General features: G+C 66.0%; 18 protein-coding genes. 10 read left to right on the top strand and 8 right to left on the bottom strand.

The genetic code is table 11. The features are described from left to right. Positions 1 to 152 precede the first annotated feature (152 nt). Entirely contained in the window at positions 153 to 1,079 is a 927-nt protein-coding gene (locus AB843_RS12025; protein ID WP_048647085.1) for a LysR family transcriptional regulator, read from the bottom strand. Positions 1,080 to 1,246: 167 nt separating this feature from the next. On the opposite strand from AB843_RS12025, the gene AB843_RS12020 reads away from it, so the two are divergent. The 9 genes from AB843_RS12020 (at position 1,247) to AB843_RS11980 (ending at position 9,870) form a co-directional block, all read left to right on the top strand. Continuing rightward, positions 1,247 to 2,419, top strand: coding sequence for an NAD(P)/FAD-dependent oxidoreductase (locus AB843_RS12020; RefSeq protein ID WP_048647084.1), 1,173 nt, complete (start codon positions 1,247 to 1,249; stop codon positions 2,417 to 2,419). After that, positions 2,416 to 2,667: a 2Fe-2S iron-sulfur cluster-binding protein gene (locus AB843_RS12015; RefSeq protein ID WP_048647083.1), complete on the top strand. Its 252-nt coding sequence runs from the start codon at positions 2,416 to 2,418 to the stop codon at positions 2,665 to 2,667. The genes AB843_RS12020 and AB843_RS12015 overlap by 4 nt, the downstream gene beginning before the upstream one ends. Further along, complete coding sequence (locus AB843_RS12010) at positions 2,664 to 4,028, top strand: FAD-dependent oxidoreductase (protein WP_048647082.1); 1,365 nt, start codon at positions 2,664 to 2,666, stop codon at positions 4,026 to 4,028. Before AB843_RS12015 ends, AB843_RS12010 begins: the two co-directional genes overlap by 4 nt. An 8-nt stretch (positions 4,029 to 4,036) precedes the next feature. After that, positions 4,037 to 5,437 carry an aldehyde dehydrogenase family protein gene (locus AB843_RS12005; RefSeq protein WP_048647081.1) on the top strand — a complete coding sequence of 467 codons (1,401 nt, stop codon included), beginning with the start codon at positions 4,037 to 4,039 and terminating at the stop codon, positions 5,435 to 5,437. 13 nt (positions 5,438 to 5,450) lie between these two features. Beyond that, positions 5,451 to 6,197, top strand: a complete 747-nt coding sequence (locus tag AB843_RS12000; RefSeq protein ID WP_048647080.1) for a 4-hydroxy-tetrahydrodipicolinate reductase — start codon at positions 5,451 to 5,453, stop codon at positions 6,195 to 6,197. A 27-nt stretch (positions 6,198 to 6,224) separates the two neighbouring features. Further along, positions 6,225 to 7,145: a 4-hydroxy-tetrahydrodipicolinate synthase gene (gene dapA, locus AB843_RS11995; protein ID WP_048647079.1), complete on the top strand. Its 921-nt coding sequence runs from the start codon at positions 6,225 to 6,227 to the stop codon at positions 7,143 to 7,145. A 128-nt stretch (positions 7,146 to 7,273) separates the two neighbouring features. After that, positions 7,274 to 7,936, top strand: coding sequence for an amino acid ABC transporter permease (locus tag AB843_RS11990; protein WP_048647078.1), 663 nt, complete (start codon positions 7,274 to 7,276; stop codon positions 7,934 to 7,936). A gap of 17 nt (positions 7,937 to 7,953) precedes the next feature. After that, positions 7,954 to 8,745, top strand: coding sequence for an amino acid ABC transporter ATP-binding protein (locus AB843_RS11985; protein WP_082143811.1), 792 nt, complete (start codon positions 7,954 to 7,956; stop codon positions 8,743 to 8,745). A 12-nt stretch (positions 8,746 to 8,757) separates the two neighbouring features. Beyond that, positions 8,758 to 9,870, top strand: coding sequence for a saccharopine dehydrogenase family protein (locus AB843_RS11980; RefSeq protein WP_048647077.1), 1,113 nt, complete (start codon positions 8,758 to 8,760; stop codon positions 9,868 to 9,870). 68 nt (positions 9,871 to 9,938) lie between these two features. On the opposite strand, the gene AB843_RS11975 is transcribed toward AB843_RS11980, so the two are convergent. From AB843_RS11975 to AB843_RS11955, 5 genes are all read right to left on the bottom strand, one after another. Then, the gene (locus AB843_RS11975) at positions 9,939 to 10,658 is read right to left on the bottom strand and encodes an ABC transporter ATP-binding protein (RefSeq protein ID WP_048647076.1); all 720 of its coding nucleotides are present in this window, start codon (positions 10,656 to 10,658) and stop codon (positions 9,939 to 9,941) included. Further along, a complete protein-coding gene (locus AB843_RS11970; RefSeq protein WP_048647075.1) occupies positions 10,651 to 11,379 on the bottom strand; it encodes an ABC transporter ATP-binding protein in 729 nt (242 codons plus the stop codon). Before AB843_RS11970 ends, AB843_RS11975 begins: the two co-directional genes overlap by 8 nt. Further along, a complete protein-coding gene (locus tag AB843_RS11965) occupies positions 11,376 to 12,335 on the bottom strand; it encodes a branched-chain amino acid ABC transporter permease (RefSeq protein WP_048647074.1) in 960 nt (319 codons plus the stop codon). The genes AB843_RS11970 and AB843_RS11965 overlap by 4 nt, the downstream gene beginning before the upstream one ends. Continuing rightward, positions 12,335 to 13,207, bottom strand: coding sequence for a branched-chain amino acid ABC transporter permease (locus tag AB843_RS11960; RefSeq protein ID WP_048647073.1), 873 nt, complete (start codon positions 13,205 to 13,207; stop codon positions 12,335 to 12,337). Before AB843_RS11960 ends, AB843_RS11965 begins: the two co-directional genes overlap by 1 nt. Before the next feature lie 205 nt (positions 13,208 to 13,412). After that, positions 13,413 to 14,642, bottom strand: a complete 1,230-nt coding sequence (locus tag AB843_RS11955) for an amino acid ABC transporter substrate-binding protein (RefSeq protein ID WP_048647143.1) — start codon at positions 14,640 to 14,642, stop codon at positions 13,413 to 13,415. Positions 14,643 to 15,073: 431 nt separating this feature from the next. Between AB843_RS11955 and AB843_RS11950 the strand changes: the two genes are divergently transcribed. Further along, positions 15,074 to 16,021, top strand: coding sequence for an acetamidase/formamidase family protein (locus AB843_RS11950; protein WP_048647072.1), 948 nt, complete (start codon positions 15,074 to 15,076; stop codon positions 16,019 to 16,021). A 210-nt stretch (positions 16,022 to 16,231) separates the two neighbouring features. Here AB843_RS11950 and AB843_RS11945 read toward each other — a convergent pair whose 3' ends face one another. Together AB843_RS11945 and AB843_RS11940 are read right to left on the bottom strand one after the other, a co-directional pair. Further along, the gene (locus tag AB843_RS11945) at positions 16,232 to 16,711 is read right to left on the bottom strand and encodes an SRPBCC family protein (RefSeq protein ID WP_048647142.1); all 480 of its coding nucleotides are present in this window, start codon (positions 16,709 to 16,711) and stop codon (positions 16,232 to 16,234) included. A gap of 16 nt (positions 16,712 to 16,727) precedes the next feature. Continuing rightward, a complete protein-coding gene (locus tag AB843_RS11940; RefSeq protein WP_048647071.1) occupies positions 16,728 to 17,051 on the bottom strand; it encodes an ArsR/SmtB family transcription factor in 324 nt (107 codons plus the stop codon). Between the last annotated feature and the right edge of the window lie 62 nt (positions 17,052 to 17,113).

Genomic DNA, 17,113 nt, shown 5'->3' with positions numbered 1-17,113 from the left:
ATCTCCAATGTTCCCCTGAATGCTTGTTCTTGCGGCGTCTCGAAAATCCAGCGCGCCGGTCGAGGAGAGCGTAGTCGAGCGGAGATAGAGAACAATGCTAGAGAGCCGTCGCGACTTATCTCATTTTTTGTAGGTCGCTTGCCCCGCTGACGTCAGAACGCGTGCAGCGCCAAGTCGGAGGTTGGCGCATCAAGGACGCTGCCGACCAGTTCGCTGCGGCAGGCATCGTAGAGCTGGCGTACGCTCGGATTGTTGTCGAGAAACTCGGCATTGCCGAAATAGACCCTGACCTCGGGCAGATTGACGAGCTTGACGCTGGTCACCCGGTCATCCGCCTCGTTCAGGCACCAGGAGGGGATGATGGCGAATCCCAGTCCCTCTACCACGCAGCGCTTGACGCTGGAACTTCCCGACGTCGAGATCGAGGGCTGCGCCGCCGCGCCGTCGCGGCCAAGAAAATCGAAAGCCAGATTGCGCAGCGTCTGGCCAGGTTCATAGGTGACGAAGGGTCGGCCCTGAGCCCAGGCAGGTACGTCCGCCGGCGCCGGCGCCGGGCCCCATGAACAAGGATAGACAAGGCTCAGCTGGTAGCTGCCGAGCAGGCGCTGCGGCACGACCGGATCGCCGAAATAGCGTTCTGACAGGCAGATATCCAGACTGCCGTTCTTGACCAGTTCGGCCAGCACCGTGTCGCGCTCGTAGGCTGCAATCTCCATATCGGGATTGTCGATCCTGAAGGACTTCAGCACCTTCGGGAAGAGATAATAGAAGATCGCCTGCGGCATGCCGACCCGTAGCGCCGAGCGTTGGTTTTCCATCAGCTTGGCCAGCCGTTCGAGCATGACGTCGAGCTCGGGATGCAGCAGGTTGTAGAGCGCGCGTCCGCGCGGCGTGAGCGCGATGCGTTTGGCGCCCTGCTCGGATTCGATCAGCTTGTCGCGCAGGATCTGCTCGAGCCTGCGCACATGATTGGCCGCCGACTGGTAGCTGAGATTGAGCTCGCGCGCCGCGCCGGAGAACGAGCCGCTGCGGGCGACCTCGTAGAATGTCTGGATGAGCGTGAGGTTGATCCTGGCCATGTTCGGACTGCGCGCCTTCTGTGATCCTGACGAAAGTGCACCGAGCCTGAAATCGGGCCCATACAAATATCATGGGCAGAGACGCCCGCGTTCTTGCATCGACAGAACGTTACCCTGCGCTGAAAATCCCGGCCAACACAAGCGCGCATCGGCGCAACAGGATTGGCATGGGACGTCGGCAACAGAAATCAGCCATTGTGGTGGGCGCCGGCATTGTCGGCGCGGCGGCGTCATATTTCCTCGCCCGTTCGGGATTTTCGGTGCGGCTGCTGGAAACCGTCGCCCCTGCCAGTGGCGCCAGCGGCGCGGCGGACGGGGCGGTGTCGGTCGCCAGCAAGCGTCCCGGCGCCATGATGGACGCGGCGCTGGCCGGCGTGGCGCTCTACCGCGAACTTGAGCGCGAGGGTGTCCTCGCCGGGCTGTTCACACCGCGCCCGACGCTGATGGTCGCCGAAACCGAGGCCGAAAGTGCCGTGCTCGACGGGCATGCCGGGGCCCTCGCAAACGCCGGCGTAACGGTCGAGCGCCATGTCGGCGCGGCGTTGCGCGCCCGCATTCCGGCTATCGCGCCCGGCGTCCGAATGGCGGTCGAAGTTCATGGCGAAGGCCACGCGATCGGCTACCAGATCGTCAATCGGCTCATCGAGGCAGGAGGCGTCGCCGTCGAACGCGCCTGCCCTGTGCACCGGCTCGCGCTGGCATTCGGGGGAACGGCCGTCGACGGTGTGGTCACGGATCAGGGAACCCTGCACGCGGATATCTTCATCCTGGCCGCAGGCGCCGGTTCCGCGGCTCTGCTTGGTCTCGACGGCGTTTTGCGGCCACGCAAGGGACAATTGCTGGTTACTGACCGGGCGCCGGCCCTTAACGTCTCGCTGCACGGCTCACTGATGTCTTGCGGCTATCTGCTCAGCAAGGCGACGACCGGCACCCCCGATCGGTCGACTGAGCGGCGCTACGGCTTGGTTATCGACCCATTGCGCACCGGCCAGTTCCTGATTGGCGGCACACGCGAAGACCGCGCCGATTCCGGCAACGACCTTCCTGCGGTGCAACGATTGCTGACCGACGCCCTGCGACTGATGCCTGCTTTGGCGCAGCTGCGCCTGATCCGCGCCTTCGCCGGCGTCAGGACGGCCACAGCCGATGGCCTGCCGCTGATCGGCCGTGCTGCCGGCCTGCAAAATCTCATCGTCGCGACCGGCTTCGAAGGCGACGGCATTTGCCTCGGCCCGCTGGCCGGCAGGCTTGTGCAGCAGATGGCGACCGGCGCTACGCCGGAGATCGATCTGGCACCATTCGATCCGGGCCGTTTCGCCCTCCGGAGGCAGGACGCATGAGATCTGGACAATTCACCTGGCAGGGCCAGACAATATCGTTCCGCCCCGGCGAGACGATCGCCGCCGCGCTGGCGGGTGCTGGCATCGGCGATCTAGGACGTGACGGAGCCGGCGCCGGATTGCGCTATTTCTGCGGTATTGGTGCATGCCAGAGCTGCCTCGTGCGCGCTGACGGGCGGATCGTCGAGGCCTGCCTGACGCCCGCCCGCGACGGCGCCGTCATCGCCGCACTCGAGCCGCTCGCATGAGCCGGCCACAAGAGCATCGCTGCGATGTCCTGGTCGTCGGCGGCGGCACGGCCGGTATGGCCGCAGCGGTCGAACTGGCGGCGACCGGGATCAGGGTCGAGATCTGCGAGCAGAGCGCGCGTCTTGGCGGCGCCATTCATCGCCAGCCCGCCGATGGGTCCCCCGCGGCCGGCCTGCCGCGTGCACTGGGCGCCCAATGGCAGCGCCTGTCGCAATCGCTGGCCCATGCCGACATCGTCCAGCGCACCCGGCACATCTTCCTCGGCATCGATTCCGACGGTCTGGCCCTATTTGAAGATCGGGCAGCCGGCACGGTCAGGACCGTGCGTGCCGCCGCGGTGGTGCTTGCTGTCGGCGCGGTTGAGCGCATCGCGCCCCGCCCCGGCTGGCAACTGGCCGGCGTAACGACCGCCGGCGGCATGCAGGTGATGATGAAGGAGACCGGCCGTGTGCCGAGCGGCCGTATCCTGATTGCCGGCAACGGACCGCTGCCGATAGCGCTCGCAGCCCAACTCACCAAGCTCGGCAACCCGCCTGTCGCCGTGATCGAGAGCGGGGATCCGCTGCGTCGGCCGGGTGCCGCCCTCGGTCTCATCGCTCATCCACACATCGCGTCCGAGGCTCTTGGCCATCTCGCCCGGCTGGCGGTAGCGGGCGTTCCCTGGCGCCGCGCCGCCGCGCTGACCGCGATCGAGCGACGCGGCGAGACCCTGTTCGCCACGATCGTTGATCGCGGCGGCCGGACCACGCAGATCGGCGTCGACTGGATCGCCCTGCATGACGGCATCCGTTGCAATGCTTTCGGCCTGCCCGCATCCGGTGATGCGATCGACAGCCGGCCGCTGATCGTACGCGCCGGCGATTGCCGCGAGGCGCTCGGCGCCATCGCCGCGGAGGCCGACGGCCGGCGCGCCGCCCATGCCGTAATCGCTGCACTGCGTGGCGGCAAGATCGCACGCGACGGTTCCAGCCGGCGCGTGGCGGGACAGCGCATGGCGCAGGCGCTGCTGTCCGAGCTTTTCCGGCCCGTCAACCTGGCCAACGATCCCCGGCATCTCGCCGACGACACGATCCTCTGTCGTTGCGAGAACAAGACGGTCGGCGATCTGCGCTGGCTCCTCGGGCAGGAAGGCCTGTCCCCCCGCGAGATCAAACTCAACGGACGCTTTGGCATGGGCGCCTGCCAGGGACGCTTCTGCGCTGACTCGGTGATGGCCATCACGGCAGCGTCGCGCTCCGCATCGGTGCCGGAAGATATCGAGCAACTGACCGGCAGCCGCTGGCCGCTGCGCCCGGTTTCAATCGCTTCCCTCGCGGCGACGGAAACCCCCACCGCCGACACAAATCATCCGACAGAATGAGGTTTTCCATGTCGCTTGCCGCTGCCGCCATCCACACTGGCTCGACCATTGCGATTGATGTCCGCAATCCGTTCGACTTTTCGCTGGTCGGGCAGATCGCCCAGACCAGTGCGACCGAGCTGGCAAGCGCCGTGGCACGGGCAAAGACGGCCCAGCGCGCCTTTGGCACCTCGATGCCGCATGGGCGTCGCGCGCTGCTCGACGCGCTGGCCGGCAAGATCGCCGACCATGCCGACGAACTGGCCTTGATCATCGCCAAAGAGGTTGGAAAGACGATTACCGAGGCTCGCAACGAAGTGCGCCGCGCGCAGACCACGTTGAAGCTCTCGGGTGATGCCGCAACCTTCCTCGATGGCGAGGTGCTGCATTGCGGCATCGTGTCGGGCGGCGTCGACCGTCGCGCCATCGTGACCTACGAGCCGGTCGGCGTCGTCGGCGCGATCACGCCGTTCAACTATCCGCTCAACCTGCTTTGCCACAAGCTTGGGCCGGCGATCGCCTCAGGCAACGCGGTCGTGGCGAAGCCATCGCCAAAAGCGCCGCTCGCGGCTACGCGGCTGGCTGAATTGGCCCTCGACGCCGGCTTTCCTGCCGGCCTGTTCCAGATCGTCCACGGCGGTGCCGAGACCGCCATGTCGCTGGCGCGCGCACCGATCGACCTGCTCAGCTTCACCGGTGGGCCAACCGCCGGCCTGGCGCTCAAGAATGCCAGCGGCCTGATCCGCTGCCTGATGGAACTGGGCGGCAACGACCCGCTGTTCGTCATGCCGGACGGCGACCTCGACGCTGCCGTGGCAACTGCCATTGGCCATCGCTTCGAGATCGCAGGCCAGAGCTGCGCCGCAGTGAAGAAGCTTTACCTGCATCGCGACATTGTCGATGCCTTCCTCGAGCGCTTGCTGCCGGCGGTCGCGGCGGTGCGCAGTGGCGATCCGCTATTGGCCGACACCGCGATGGGTCCGGTGATCGACCAGGCCGCGGCCGAGCTGATTGAAAAGCGCGTTGCCGCGACGCTGGCGGGCGGCGCCCGTCTGCTCATTGGTGGGACGCGTAGCGGCACCCTGGTCGCGCCGACGGTCATCGACGCCGTAGCGCCGAAATCGCCTGTGATCGCCGAGGAGACGTTCGGTCCGGTCATCGCGATCCGCCGCTTTTCGGACGCGGCACAGGCGATCGCGGAAGTGAATGAATGCGTGTACGGGCTGCAGGCCGGTGTCTTCACCAACGATCATGCCCTGATCCGCCAGTTCTCGCGCGACCTCGCGGTCGGCGGTGTGATGATCAACGAGGGGCCTGACTTCCGCGCCGAGCATGTCCCGTTCGGCGGCATCAAGTCGAGCGGGCTCGGCCGCGAGGGCGTCCGCATCACGCTGCGCGAAATGTCGGAAACCAAGGTCGTGATCGATTGAGGGGCGCGAAGCAATGCGCATCGCAGTAATCGGCGCGGCCGGGCGGGTCGGAACGAAACTGGTGGAGGCTATCCTCGCCGGACCGGGACTGGAACTTGCGGCGGCGATTGTGTCGCCGGGATCGCGCCATGTCGGCATGGCGGTCGCCGGCGGCAGCGTCGAATACCGGCCGGCCGACGCTGCCATGAACAGCCATTGCGACGTCATGATCGATTTTTCGACCCCGGCCGCCGCGCTCGCCTTGCAGGCGGAGTGCGGCAGCAAGCCGATCCCGATCGTGGTCGGCACGACGGGTTTCACGGCGACGCAGGAGGCGCAGCTGAGCAGCTATGCGCGCGTCCGACCTCTGCTGGTCAGCGCCAATTTCGCAATAGGCTTCGAGGCCTTCCTCGAAACTGCGGCAGGCTTCGCGGCCATCATGCCCGGCGCCGAACCGACGGTTGCCGAGACCTATCCCATTCGCAAGAAGGCCGAGCCATCGGGCACGTCGCTGCGGCTCGCCGCCGAATTGCGGACCCGCCGGACCCAGGCGTGTGGCCTCGACGCGGGCCCGCCGCCGATCCTCGTGCGGCGCGAAGGCGATGTCGTCGGCGTGGCGGAGATCCGCTTCGACCTCGGTTCGGCCGAGGCAAGCTTCGTCTACCGCGTCCACACGCTCGCCGCCTATGCCGAAGGCGCGCTCGCCGCCGCGCGCTGGCTGGTCGAAAAGGCCCCCGGGCCTGGCCGCTACAGCCTCTCCGACGCGCTTGGCACCTCCTGATCCAAAGCTTCAAAAGGAAGATCGACAATGGACTCATATGATCTGGATCGATTTCGCGGGGTATTCACCGCACTGGTGACGCCGTTCAAGAGCGGCGCGATCGACCATGCAAGCTTCGATGCCCTGGTTGAGCGGCAGCTCGCGGCCGGCATCGCCGGACTGGTGCCGGTCGGCACGACCGGCGAGGCCGCGTCACTGAGCGACGCCGAAGCCGACGATCTGATCCGCCGCACGGCGCGCAGCGCCGCCGGCCGCGCTTTCGTCGTTGCAGGCGCCGGTTCCAACAGCAGCGCGTCGACCGTCGACAAGGTACGGCGCGCAGAAGCGGCCGGCGCCGACGCCCTGCTTGTCGTGACGCCCTACTACAACAAACCGACCCAGGCCGGCCTACTGCGCCATTACGCGATGGTCGCTGAGGCGACTGCGCTACCGATCATGCTCTACAGCGTGCCGGGCCGCTGCGGCATCGAGATCGCGGCGGAAACCTGCGCGATACTGCGCGAGCGCCACGGCAACATCGTTGCAATCAAGGAAGCCGGCGGCTCGGTCGACCGGGTGACGCGCATACGGCGCCTGTGCGGCACCGATTTCGTCATTCATTCCGGTGACGATGCGCTGACGATTCCGTTCCTGTCGACCGGCGCCGTCGGCGTGACCAGCGTCGTCTCCAATATCGCGCCGGTCGAGATGGTGGCGATGGTACGAGCCTGGCACGACGGCGACTGGCGCGGCGCGCTGGCGCTGCATGACCAGATTGCGGAACTGACCGACTCGATGTTTCTTGAGGCCAATCCCGGGCCGGTCAAGGCGGCGCTGGCATTTGCCGGATTGGCGGGTTCCGAAGTGCGCGCGCCGATGGCCGAGATGGACCCCGGCAATCTGCAGCGGTTGGCCGAAATCATCGATCGCTTCCGCCAGAACGGAAATCTCTTCCAAGAAATGCGCTAAGCTCAGGGCGAAGCCTGATATTGCGAGGCCTCGCGCGGACATTAAAAGATGTAGGCAATGACAGAGCGGCGACCCTGCACCTTGCCGATGCGGGCCACGCCGCCGGCCTGACCAGAAGGGAAGCGCAGATGTACAAATGGAACTTCGATGTCCTGTGGCAGTATTGGGATCTCTTTCTCTACGGGCTCTGGCTGACCGTAGTCTACACCGCCGGATCGATCGCCTTTGGCGTGGTCATCGGGCTGATCACGTGCGGAGCGCGGCTTTCCGGCTGGAAGAGCCTCAGCTTCATCGCGCGTCTCTATCAGGAGATCTTCCGTTGCACGCCGCTGCTCGTGCAATTGCTGTGGTTCTACTACGCCTTTCCGCTGCTGGTCGGTGTCAGCATCGACAACCGGGTCGCGGCGATGCTGACCCTGTCGCTTTATGTCGGCGCGTTCTATGCCGAGATCTTTCGCGGCGGCATCCTGTCGATCGACCGCGGCCAGCGCGAGGCGGCGGCAGCGATCGGCATGAGCCCGATGCAATCGATGACGCGCATCGTCATGCCGCAGGCACTGAAGCGCATGCTGCCTTCCTTCATCAACCAGTCCGTGATCCAGTTCAAGAACACCTCGCTGGTGTCGGTCATTTCGGTGGCCGACCTTGCCTACATGGCCGCCGTCGTGAACGGCCAGACCTACCGACCGCTTGAATCCTACACCGTGATGGCACTGCTCTACATTGCCGTGCTGTTTCCCCTGACGCAGATCGCCGACTTGATCGAGCGCCGCCTCCGGGTGAGCGACTAGCCATGCAGGACAACACCATGACGATCGAACGAGAGCCCGACGGAAACGCCATGAATGCCGAGGCGCTGCTGGAGGCGCGCGGCATCCGCAAATCCTTCGGTGCGCTGAAAGTCCTGAAGGGGGTCGACCTGACGCTGGCGCGCGGCGAGGTGGTCGCGCTGATCGGCCCTTCGGGATCCGGCAAGTCGACCCTGATTCGATGCCTCAACATGATGGAAATTCCGACCGCCGGCACAATCCACTTCCACGGCAAGACCATCGGGCGAGAGTTCCGCGACGCCGGCGACTGCACCGGCATCGGCACATTGCGGCGCCATGTCGGCATGGTGTTCCAGCACTTCAATCTGTTCCCGCATAAGACGGTGCTCGAAAACGTCACCGAGGGTCCAATCGTCGTTTGCGGCACACCGCGCGCGGAAGCCGTGGCGCATGCCCTCGATCTGCTGTCGCAGGTCGGGTTGTCGCAAAAGCGCGATGCCTATCCCAACCACCTGTCCGGCGGACAGAAGCAGCGCGTCGCCATTGCGCGCGCAATGGCCATGCGCCCGGAGGTGCTCCTGCTCGACGAGGTGACCAGCGCGCTCGACCCGGAATTGGTCGGCGAAGTGCTCGCCGTCATCCGCCGGCTGGTCGACGACGGCATAACCATGGCGATCGTCACGCATGAAATGGCCTTTGCGGCCGACGTCGCCGACCGCGTGCTGTTTCTCGATGAGGGCACGATCGTCGCCGAAGGCCCGCCGGATGAGACCATTCGCAATCCATCGAACGAACGGCTCAAGGCCTTTGTGTCGCGCTTCAACCATTAGCGGTTCGCAGCCATGGCCATCCAACTCCCGCTGAAGATCGCCATTGTCGGCGCCGGCAGTGTCGGCCTCGCCTTGGCCGAGATGCTGCGGCAAGGCGGCGACTGGTCGATCTTGCTCGCCGATTCAACGGAAGAAGCGCGGCGGCGCGCTGAGAGCTCGGGCTTTGCCGTCCAGCATGTCGATGCCAGCCAGATGAAGGAACTGCGCCGGCTGGTCGCCGGCCAGGATGTGGTGGTCGCCGCCGTGCCCGACCCGCTGACGCCAAAGGTCGCCGCCGCCGCGATGCTGGCGGGGGCGCACTATCTCGACTTTTCGAATGCCAGCGCCAAGACCGAGGCACAGCGCGCCAACCTCGCCGCGGACCGCTTCTTCCTTAGCGGTTGCGGTGTCTCGCCGGGCCTGGTCGACGAGATCGCCGCCAGTCTCGCCGGTTCGTTTCGCGGCGCCGTCGACCTGACGATCCGCGTCGGCGCCATCCCGCGCCAACAGACCAACCGCCTTGGCTACGGTCTGATCTGGAATCTCGACGGGCTGCTGGCCGAATACACCGCGCCCTGCGAAGCGATCGTCGACGGCCAGCGCGTCATGCTCGAACCGCTGTCGCAGAAAGAGGACTTTGTTCTCGACGGCATCGCCTATGAAGCGTTCTGCACCTCGGGCGGCGTCAGCACGCTGATCGAACGGATCGGCCAGAATGTGCGCAACTTGGTCTTCCGCACCATCCGCTATCCCGGCCATCTCGACTATATATCGTTTCTGCTCGATGATTTGGGCCTGCGCCAGCGGCGCGACCTGCTGATGACGGTGCTGCGCAATGGTTTGCCGAAAATAAGCGACGACCAGGTGCTGATCTTCGTCTCGGCGCGCGGCTTTCGCCACACTGCTCTGGTTGAGCGCTCCGTCATGCTGCGCGTCGGATCGACGGGCGGGCGCGACACGCCCACAGCCCTGGCACTGGGCAGCGCGGCCCATGCGGCCGGGCTGCTCGATGCAGCGCGCCGAGGCACGCTTGTCGATCGCGCGCCGGGCGCCAACCGCCACAGGGATCTGGCCGAGCTGCTCGACACCCGCTTCCTCACGCCGCTGGTCACCTGGACCGTACACGACATCGCGCTAGGTGCTTAGTCCCACAGGCGTTTCCTCCATGATGGATCACCACATAACGCGATTCCATCACTTGCAGGATCAAACACCTAATGCCCTGTGGCAGCGCCGAGAAACGCGTTCTGCACCGCCGGGTCCGTCTTGAGTGCGGCCGCGCTGCCTTCGCCGACGATCCTGCCGGCTTCGAGCAGGTAGCCGCGATCGGCGATGGCAAGGCTGATCGATACGTTCTGCTCCACCAGAAGGAGGGCGACGCCGGTTTCCTTGATGCCGCGCAAGGCCGCGAACAGCTCCTTCACGACGATCGGCGCGAGGCCGAGGCTCGGCTCGTCGAGCAGCAGATATTGCGGGTTGCTCATCAGCGCGCGGCCGATGGCCACCATCTGCTGCTCGCCCCCCGACATGGTGCGTACGAGCTGACTGCGCCTTTCGCCAAGGCGCGGGAACAGCTCGAACACCAGCTTGCGCCGCACGGCTTCGCCGGCGCGCGCCCGGCGCGGATTGGCGCCAAGCAGCAGGTTTTCCTCCACCGTCAGCTCGCCGAACACGCCCCGCCCTTCAGGCACCAGCGCAATGCCCGTTTCGGGAACGAGATGGGCGGCCTTGCCCAGGATGGACCGTCCTTCGTGCGTGATCCGGCTCCTGCCGCTGGGCGCCGCCAGTCCCGCCACGGCCTTCAGCAGCGAGGATTTGCCGGCACCGTTGGCGCCGAGAATGACGACCGTCTCCCCGGCCGCGACCGTCACCGACACCTCGTCCAGCGCCAGATGGCGGCCGTAGCGGAGCGACAGATGGCTGATCTCAAGCATGGTCTTCCCCGAGATAGGCGCGGATCACGTCCGCATCGGCCAGCACCGCCTCGGTCGGACCGTCGGCGATGGTCCGGCCCGCATTCATGACGACCGCGCGGCTGCAGAGCGCCCGCACGGCCTCCATGATGTGCTCGACCAGAAGGACGGTCATGCCGCTCCGGCGAAGCGACAGGATGAGCTCGATACCCACCTGCAGCTCCGTCGGGTTCAGTCCCGACAGCCATTCGTCGAGGAGGAGAAGCCTGGGCTCGGCCGCGAGCGCCCGCGCGAGCTCCATCCGCTTCTGGTCGATATAGGTCAGGTTGTCGGCGCGCTCGGCGCCCCGCCCGCCGAGGCCAATCTCTTCGAGCAGCGTTTCGACGCGCGCCTCCGCGGCCCCGCCCCAGACCGGCGGGTGCCGGAAGGCGAGCGCCGCCATCACGTTCTCGCCGACCGTCAGCGACGGCAGGATCCGCACCAGTTGGAACGTCCGGGCGACGCCCTTGTGGGCGATGCGGTGCGGTCCAAGACCCGCGATCTCCTCCCCCGCCAGGCGGATGGCACCCGAAGTCGGCGCGAGGGCGCCGGAGATCATGTTGAGCACCGTCGTCTTGCCCGATCCGTTCGGGCCCAAGAGCGCGACGATCTCCCCCTCCGCGACGACGAAGCTGACATCGTCCACCGCCGTCAGCCCGCCGAACTGCTTGCGCAGGCCGGTGATCTCGATGAGCGCGGTCATTGCGCGGCCTCCGTGCCCGCGGGCTCCGCCTTGCGACCGCGTTGCCCGACGCGGCTCCAACCTCGTTCGACCATCGCCAGCACGCCCTGCGGCATGACGAAGACGATCGCGATGAAGAGCAGGCCGAGGATGATCGAATAGTGGTTGGGGAAATTGGCGCTCAGCCATTCGAACAGGAGGAACAGCGGCACCGCACCGAGCAGCGGGCCCCAGAGCCTGTTGGCGCCGCCGAGAAGCGCCATGATGAGGGTAAGGAAGGAAATCGTCGGGTTGAAGACGATCGACGGCTCGACATAGGTCCAGCGCGGCGCCTGAATCGCCCCGACCAGCGTGATGATCGTCGCCGAAACCGCGAAAAGCGCGAGCTTTACCCGGGCGATGTTGATGCCGACATGGGCCGCCACCACCTCGTCGTCGCCGATCACCTTCAGCGCAAGGCCGATGCGCGAGCGGCCGATCCACCAGCCGAGGCCGATCGTCACCGCCGCCAGGGCGAGCAGCTGCCAGTAGATCTGTTCGCCGCTGATCGGCAGGAAGATATAGCGGCCGAGCGTGCCGGTGATGTTGACCTCGTACCAGGTCACGAGTTGGCGGATGAGCTCGGCGAGACCGAAGGTGAAGATGACGAAGTAGACGCCGGCAAGCCGCAGCGTCGCCAGCCCCACCACGAGCGCCACGCAGAGCCCGACCGCCGCAGCGACGAGCAGGATCAGCGGATAGGGCAGCGTTTCGCTCAGCACCGCCACCGTGTAGGCGCCGATGCCGAAGAAGGCGACCGTGGCCAACGACACGTAGCGGGTGGGACCGGAGAAGAGCGCCCAGGCGCTCGCCAGCGTCACATAGCCGGTCATGCCCAGGAGAAGGCCGACGCCATAGGCGCCGAACTGCGTCGGCAGCCAAGCGAGCGCCGCCAGGGCGCCGGCGAAGAAGATGACGGCGAGAAGCGCGCGGACCATCAGCGCGTCGCCTTGCCGAACAGGCCTGCGGGACGCCACAACAGCACAGACAGGAAGATGAGATAGGTGGCAGCCAGGGTGAGGCCGGGGTCGATATAGGTGGCGACGAAGGTTTCCACGAGCCCGAGCAGCAGGCCGGCGACGAGCGCGCCCAGCAGGTTGCCGAGCCCGCCCATGATGACGACGACGAGCGCCTTCATGGTGAAGATCACGCCCATCGAGACGGTGAAGGTCTGGTACATGGAGATCATCACCCCGCCCGAGGCGGCCAGCATCGTGCCCAGCGCGAAGGCGAAGCGCGCCGTCCGGTTGACGTCGATGCCGACGAGAGGCGCGGATTGGGGCGCGACGGCAACGGCGCGGATGGTCGTCCCCCACCGGGTGCGCGTGAGCGCCAGATAGAGAACCCCGCCGATCAGAACCGCCAGCCCGAAGGCCAGCAGCCGGTTGGCGGCGATCGTCGCGCCGAGCACGTTCACCCCGACATTCAGATAGTTGTAGCTCGTGTAGTTGGAACCGAAGAAGACCAGCATGACCCCCTGGATGACGAACAGCAGGCCGAAGGTGGCGAGGATGGAATCCACTTCGAGATTGCCGCTTCGGGCCGAGCGCCGAACCAGCGGCTGCATCATGACGCCGTAGACCAGATAGCCGAATGCGAAGGCGAGCGGCAGGAGAAGGACGAGCCCGGCGATCGGATTGATGCCGAACGCGCTGTAGAGAAGGAAGGCTGCAAAGGCGAAGAAGATGATCGTTTCCCCATAGGCCAGGTTCATGATGCGCGAGATGCCGTATTGCAGGGTCAGACCCATGGCGATGAGCGCATAGGTGCCTCCAAGCACCAGGCCGGATACGATTGCTGTGGTTGGCATTCCAAGTCTCCTCGCGGCCTGGCCCGCGGCGCGGTTGCCGGCCTCTCGCAGGATAGCATACGCCCTTGGCCCGGCCGTTGCGGCCGGGCCCGTCGGGCCGTCCCAGACCGGTTCAGCATTTCATGGAAACGCTGAACCGGTCTATCTCTTTGCTTTTCCGCATTTATGCGGACGTCAGATGATGTCCACCTGGCTGCAAAAATCTCTAGTTGGCGGGCTTCCAGGGCTGTTTCGGCAGCCTGGGCTCGGATGCGCCGGGGCGATCGGCGGGGGCGAGCGCGACGAAGTGGCCGTCCTGCCACTGACCGGCCCACCACATGTCGCGCAGCTGGTTGTCCTGCAGCTTTATCTCCCCCACGACGGTCTCGAAGGTCCCGGTGGAAAGTTCCTCCGTGACAGCGCCGCGGTCGAGGCCGACACGCTTTATCGCCTCCTGCAGCATCTGCAGCACCGAATAGGTGACGACGCTGCCCCAATAATCGGGCCCCGCGCCGATGACCTCCTCGTGGCGCTTGCGGTACTCCATCACCTTCGGATTGGAGACGTCCGTGCCGCCGAGCCCCATGATGCCTTCCGCGTTCTCGCCATTGGCCGCCGCATAGGAAGGGAACTGGGTCCCCACGCCCAGATACAGCACCTTCGGATTGTAGTTCGCGACCCGCGCCTGTTGGGTGAGCGCAAACGTGTCCGGCGGGTAGGAGAAGGCGATGAAGGAATCCGCGTCCGTCGCCGCCGCCTCGTTGATCATCGGCGTGAAGTCGGTCGTGCCGGGGGGATACGTCCTGTCGTAGACGATCTCGAAGCCCGCCGCTTCGAAGGCCGGCCGTGCCGCGTTGACCAGATCGATGCCGAATCCTTCCGCAACCGAAATCATGGCGACCTGCTTGTTGATCGTGCCCTGATCGGCGGCCTTGGCGAGGATATCGACCAGCGCCTGGGCATAGTCGCTCCCACCGCCATGCAGCCAGAAGCTGCGCGGCCAGCGCTTGGCGAATTCCGGGGCGCGGTCGGTGACCGACGAGATGGCAAGCTGAGGATAGCCGAAACGGTCGAAGATCGGCGCCGCGGCAAGGTTGAAGCCCGTGCCCCAGGGCGCCAGGATGAAGTCCACCTCGTCCTGCGTGGCGAGCCGCTCGATGGCGCGGACCACTTCCTCCGAGGAGGATCGGTCGTCGTATTCAACGACTTCGATCGGCAGCCGCGATCCGTCGGGAAGCTCCAGCCCGCCGGCCTCGTTCACCTCCTTGACCCACAATTGGTAGTTTGGGATCGTCGTGATCCCGGCGCCGCCGGCATTGGCGCCGGACTTGGAAATCGCGTAGCCGATCTTGACGGAACTGCGCTCCTCGGCCGCCGCACCGGGCGCCCAGGCGCCGGTCATCGCCACGGCGACCCCCAGAGCGCACATGATTGTCCTGCGGGAATACATGCCCATGTCGTTCTCCTCCGTTCGCCGTTCCTGGACGCGCGGCGCAACCGCCCGCATCTGCTCCCACGGCTTTGCAAGAGGTAGCCTACGGCCAACGGCGCAGAAATAGACTTTTTGGAGAGATACTTGTACTTTTGCCGGGTGATCCTGCAGCGCATGCTGGAAAGCCTAGGCCTGCGGATCTGCGAAACCGTCGCCCTGCTGGCTTCGAGGAAGCGGCCAGTTTCAGCCGCATCTTCAAGCGGATGTCGGGCAAGCCGCCACGCCGGTACAGGGCTGCCGCAAGGCAACGCCAACTTCCCGCCGCGAACTCCTTCGCCGACTGGTCGTGACGGCCGCGGCAGGCTGCCGAGCCGCGACCGCCCCTCCCCGCACCTTTCCCTCCCAGGCCAGATTGTCTAAGTCAGTACGCCGGGAAACCGGGCTGGAGGAGCATCATGCAGCATCGACATCACCTGAAGACGACGCCGTCCACCTGCCATTGGGGCTTCTTCGACGGCGCCCGCGAGCCGGTATTGCAGGTCCGCAGCGGCGAGCGGGTGGTCATCGACACCGTGTCCGGCGGCCCGGAAGTACAGCCCGGAAGCGGCTTCGCCATTCTCCCGGAGATGGCCGCGATCCACGCCAACACCGAGCGCGCGCTCGGGCCGCACATCCTGACCGGGCCCATAGCCGTGGAAGGCGCCAGGCCCGGCCACGTCCTCGAGGTGCGCATCCACGATATCCGGCTGCGGCAGGACTGGGGCTACATGCTCATCCGCCCGCTGCTCGGCACCCTGCCCCAGCATTTCGACCAGGAGCGCACGGTCCATATCCCCATCGACCGGGAGCGGCGCATGGCCTCCCTTCCCTGGGGCGGCGAGCTCAGGCTCCATCCGTTCCTCGGCGTCATGGGTGTTGCTCCGCCGCGGCACTGGCAGCGCATCACGTCCCTCGTGCCGCGCCTTCACGGCGGCAATCTCGACAACAAGGAGCTCGTCGCCGGAACCGTGCTCTACCTGCCGGTCCTGGTCGATGGCGCCCTCTTTTCCTGCGGCGACGGCCATGCCGCGCAGGGCGATGGCGAAGTCTGCCTCACGGCCATCGAGACCGCGCTCCAGGCTGAGCTCGAATTTGTCCTTCGCGACGACCTCTCCATCGACTTCCCGCGAGCCGAGACGCCGACGCATCTGGTCACCATGGCCACGGGCCCGGATCTCGACCTATGTGCGGAGCAGGCCCTCGTCAGGATGATCGCGCTGCTCGGCGAGACCGCGGGCCTCGTTCCCGAGGACGCCTACATGCTGTGCAGCATCGCCGGCGACCTGCACATCACGCAGACCGTCAACCAGCACAAGGGTGTCCATATGATGCTCGGGAAGCATGCGCTGCCCGTGCGGGTGTGAACTGTTCCCACACCCGGAAGGACGGCAGGACTGCTCTTATTGCGCACCCTATGCTGTCGTGCAGATCAAGATTGCGGCCGCTTGGCAGCAGACATCGTGTGTGGTCATCCTGTTCCCTCAAGCCCTGACCTGCGCGATCGAGCGCAGCTCGATCCGTACCACGCCTCGGCCATCGCCAACTGGCGCGCGCGGCACCGAACGGCCAGGGCCTCAGCCGTCCAGCCAGGCGGCGAGACCGTCCAGTGTCTGCAGCCCGTATTCCACCGCGCCAAAGCCGATGACCACCTGACGCCGCTCGCGGCTGGGGTGGAGCTGGCGCAAGGTCAGCACCGTCTTGCCGTCGGTCTGCTCATCGAACGTTACCGTGACGCGGAAACGGTCGGGATCGTCGGCGTCGGGCGTGCCATAGTCCATCACGATCCGCTCGTTCGGCACGATCTCGAGAAAGCGCATCAGGCTTGGGAAGCGCTGCTCCTTGCCCTCGAGCACGCCCACCATGTCGAACCGCCAGACCCCGCCCGCGCGAATATCGGCTTCGTGGGTCTCGATGCTGAGGCCGGCCGGGCCGTACCATTTGGCCAGCGCCTTGGGGTCCATCCAGGCGGCGAAGACCTTGTCGCGTGGGTGGTTGAGCAGCTTCACCAGCACGATTTCGCGATCGAGCGACCAGGTCTCAAACAGGTTTGCCATGTCCTTCGTCATCCTCTCAAGTCTTGTCCAGATAGACTTCCAGCCGATCCAGCCGCTCGGTCCAGCGCCGGCGCTCCGCTTCCATCCAATCCGCGGCCTCGTCGAAGCGCGCCGGCACCAGCCGGCACCAGCGGCTGCGCCCGCGCTTCTCGCTGGCGATCAACCCGCACTCTTCCAGCACCTTGAGATGCTGGGCGAAGGAGGGCAGCGCCATGTCGAAAGGCTCGGCCAGGGCGCTGACCGACAACTCGCCCTCGACCAGCCGCGACACCACAGCGCGGCGGGTCGGGTCGCTGAGGGCGTGAAAAGCGAGGTCGAGCGGTGTCGAATGGTAAGGCATGAGCGTCAGTAAAATGGCGGGGGGCGCCGGTCAAGGACAAAAAGGTAATTGCCTTAGTATCA

Origin of the sequence: Nitratireductor soli (genome assembly GCF_001050155.1) — a bacterium.
GTDB classification, from domain to species: Bacteria; Pseudomonadota; Alphaproteobacteria; order Rhizobiales; family Rhizobiaceae; genus Nitratireductor; species Nitratireductor soli.
The sequence above is the reverse complement of the archived record's forward strand: the minus strand, read 5'-3'. Positions and strand labels throughout refer to the sequence as shown.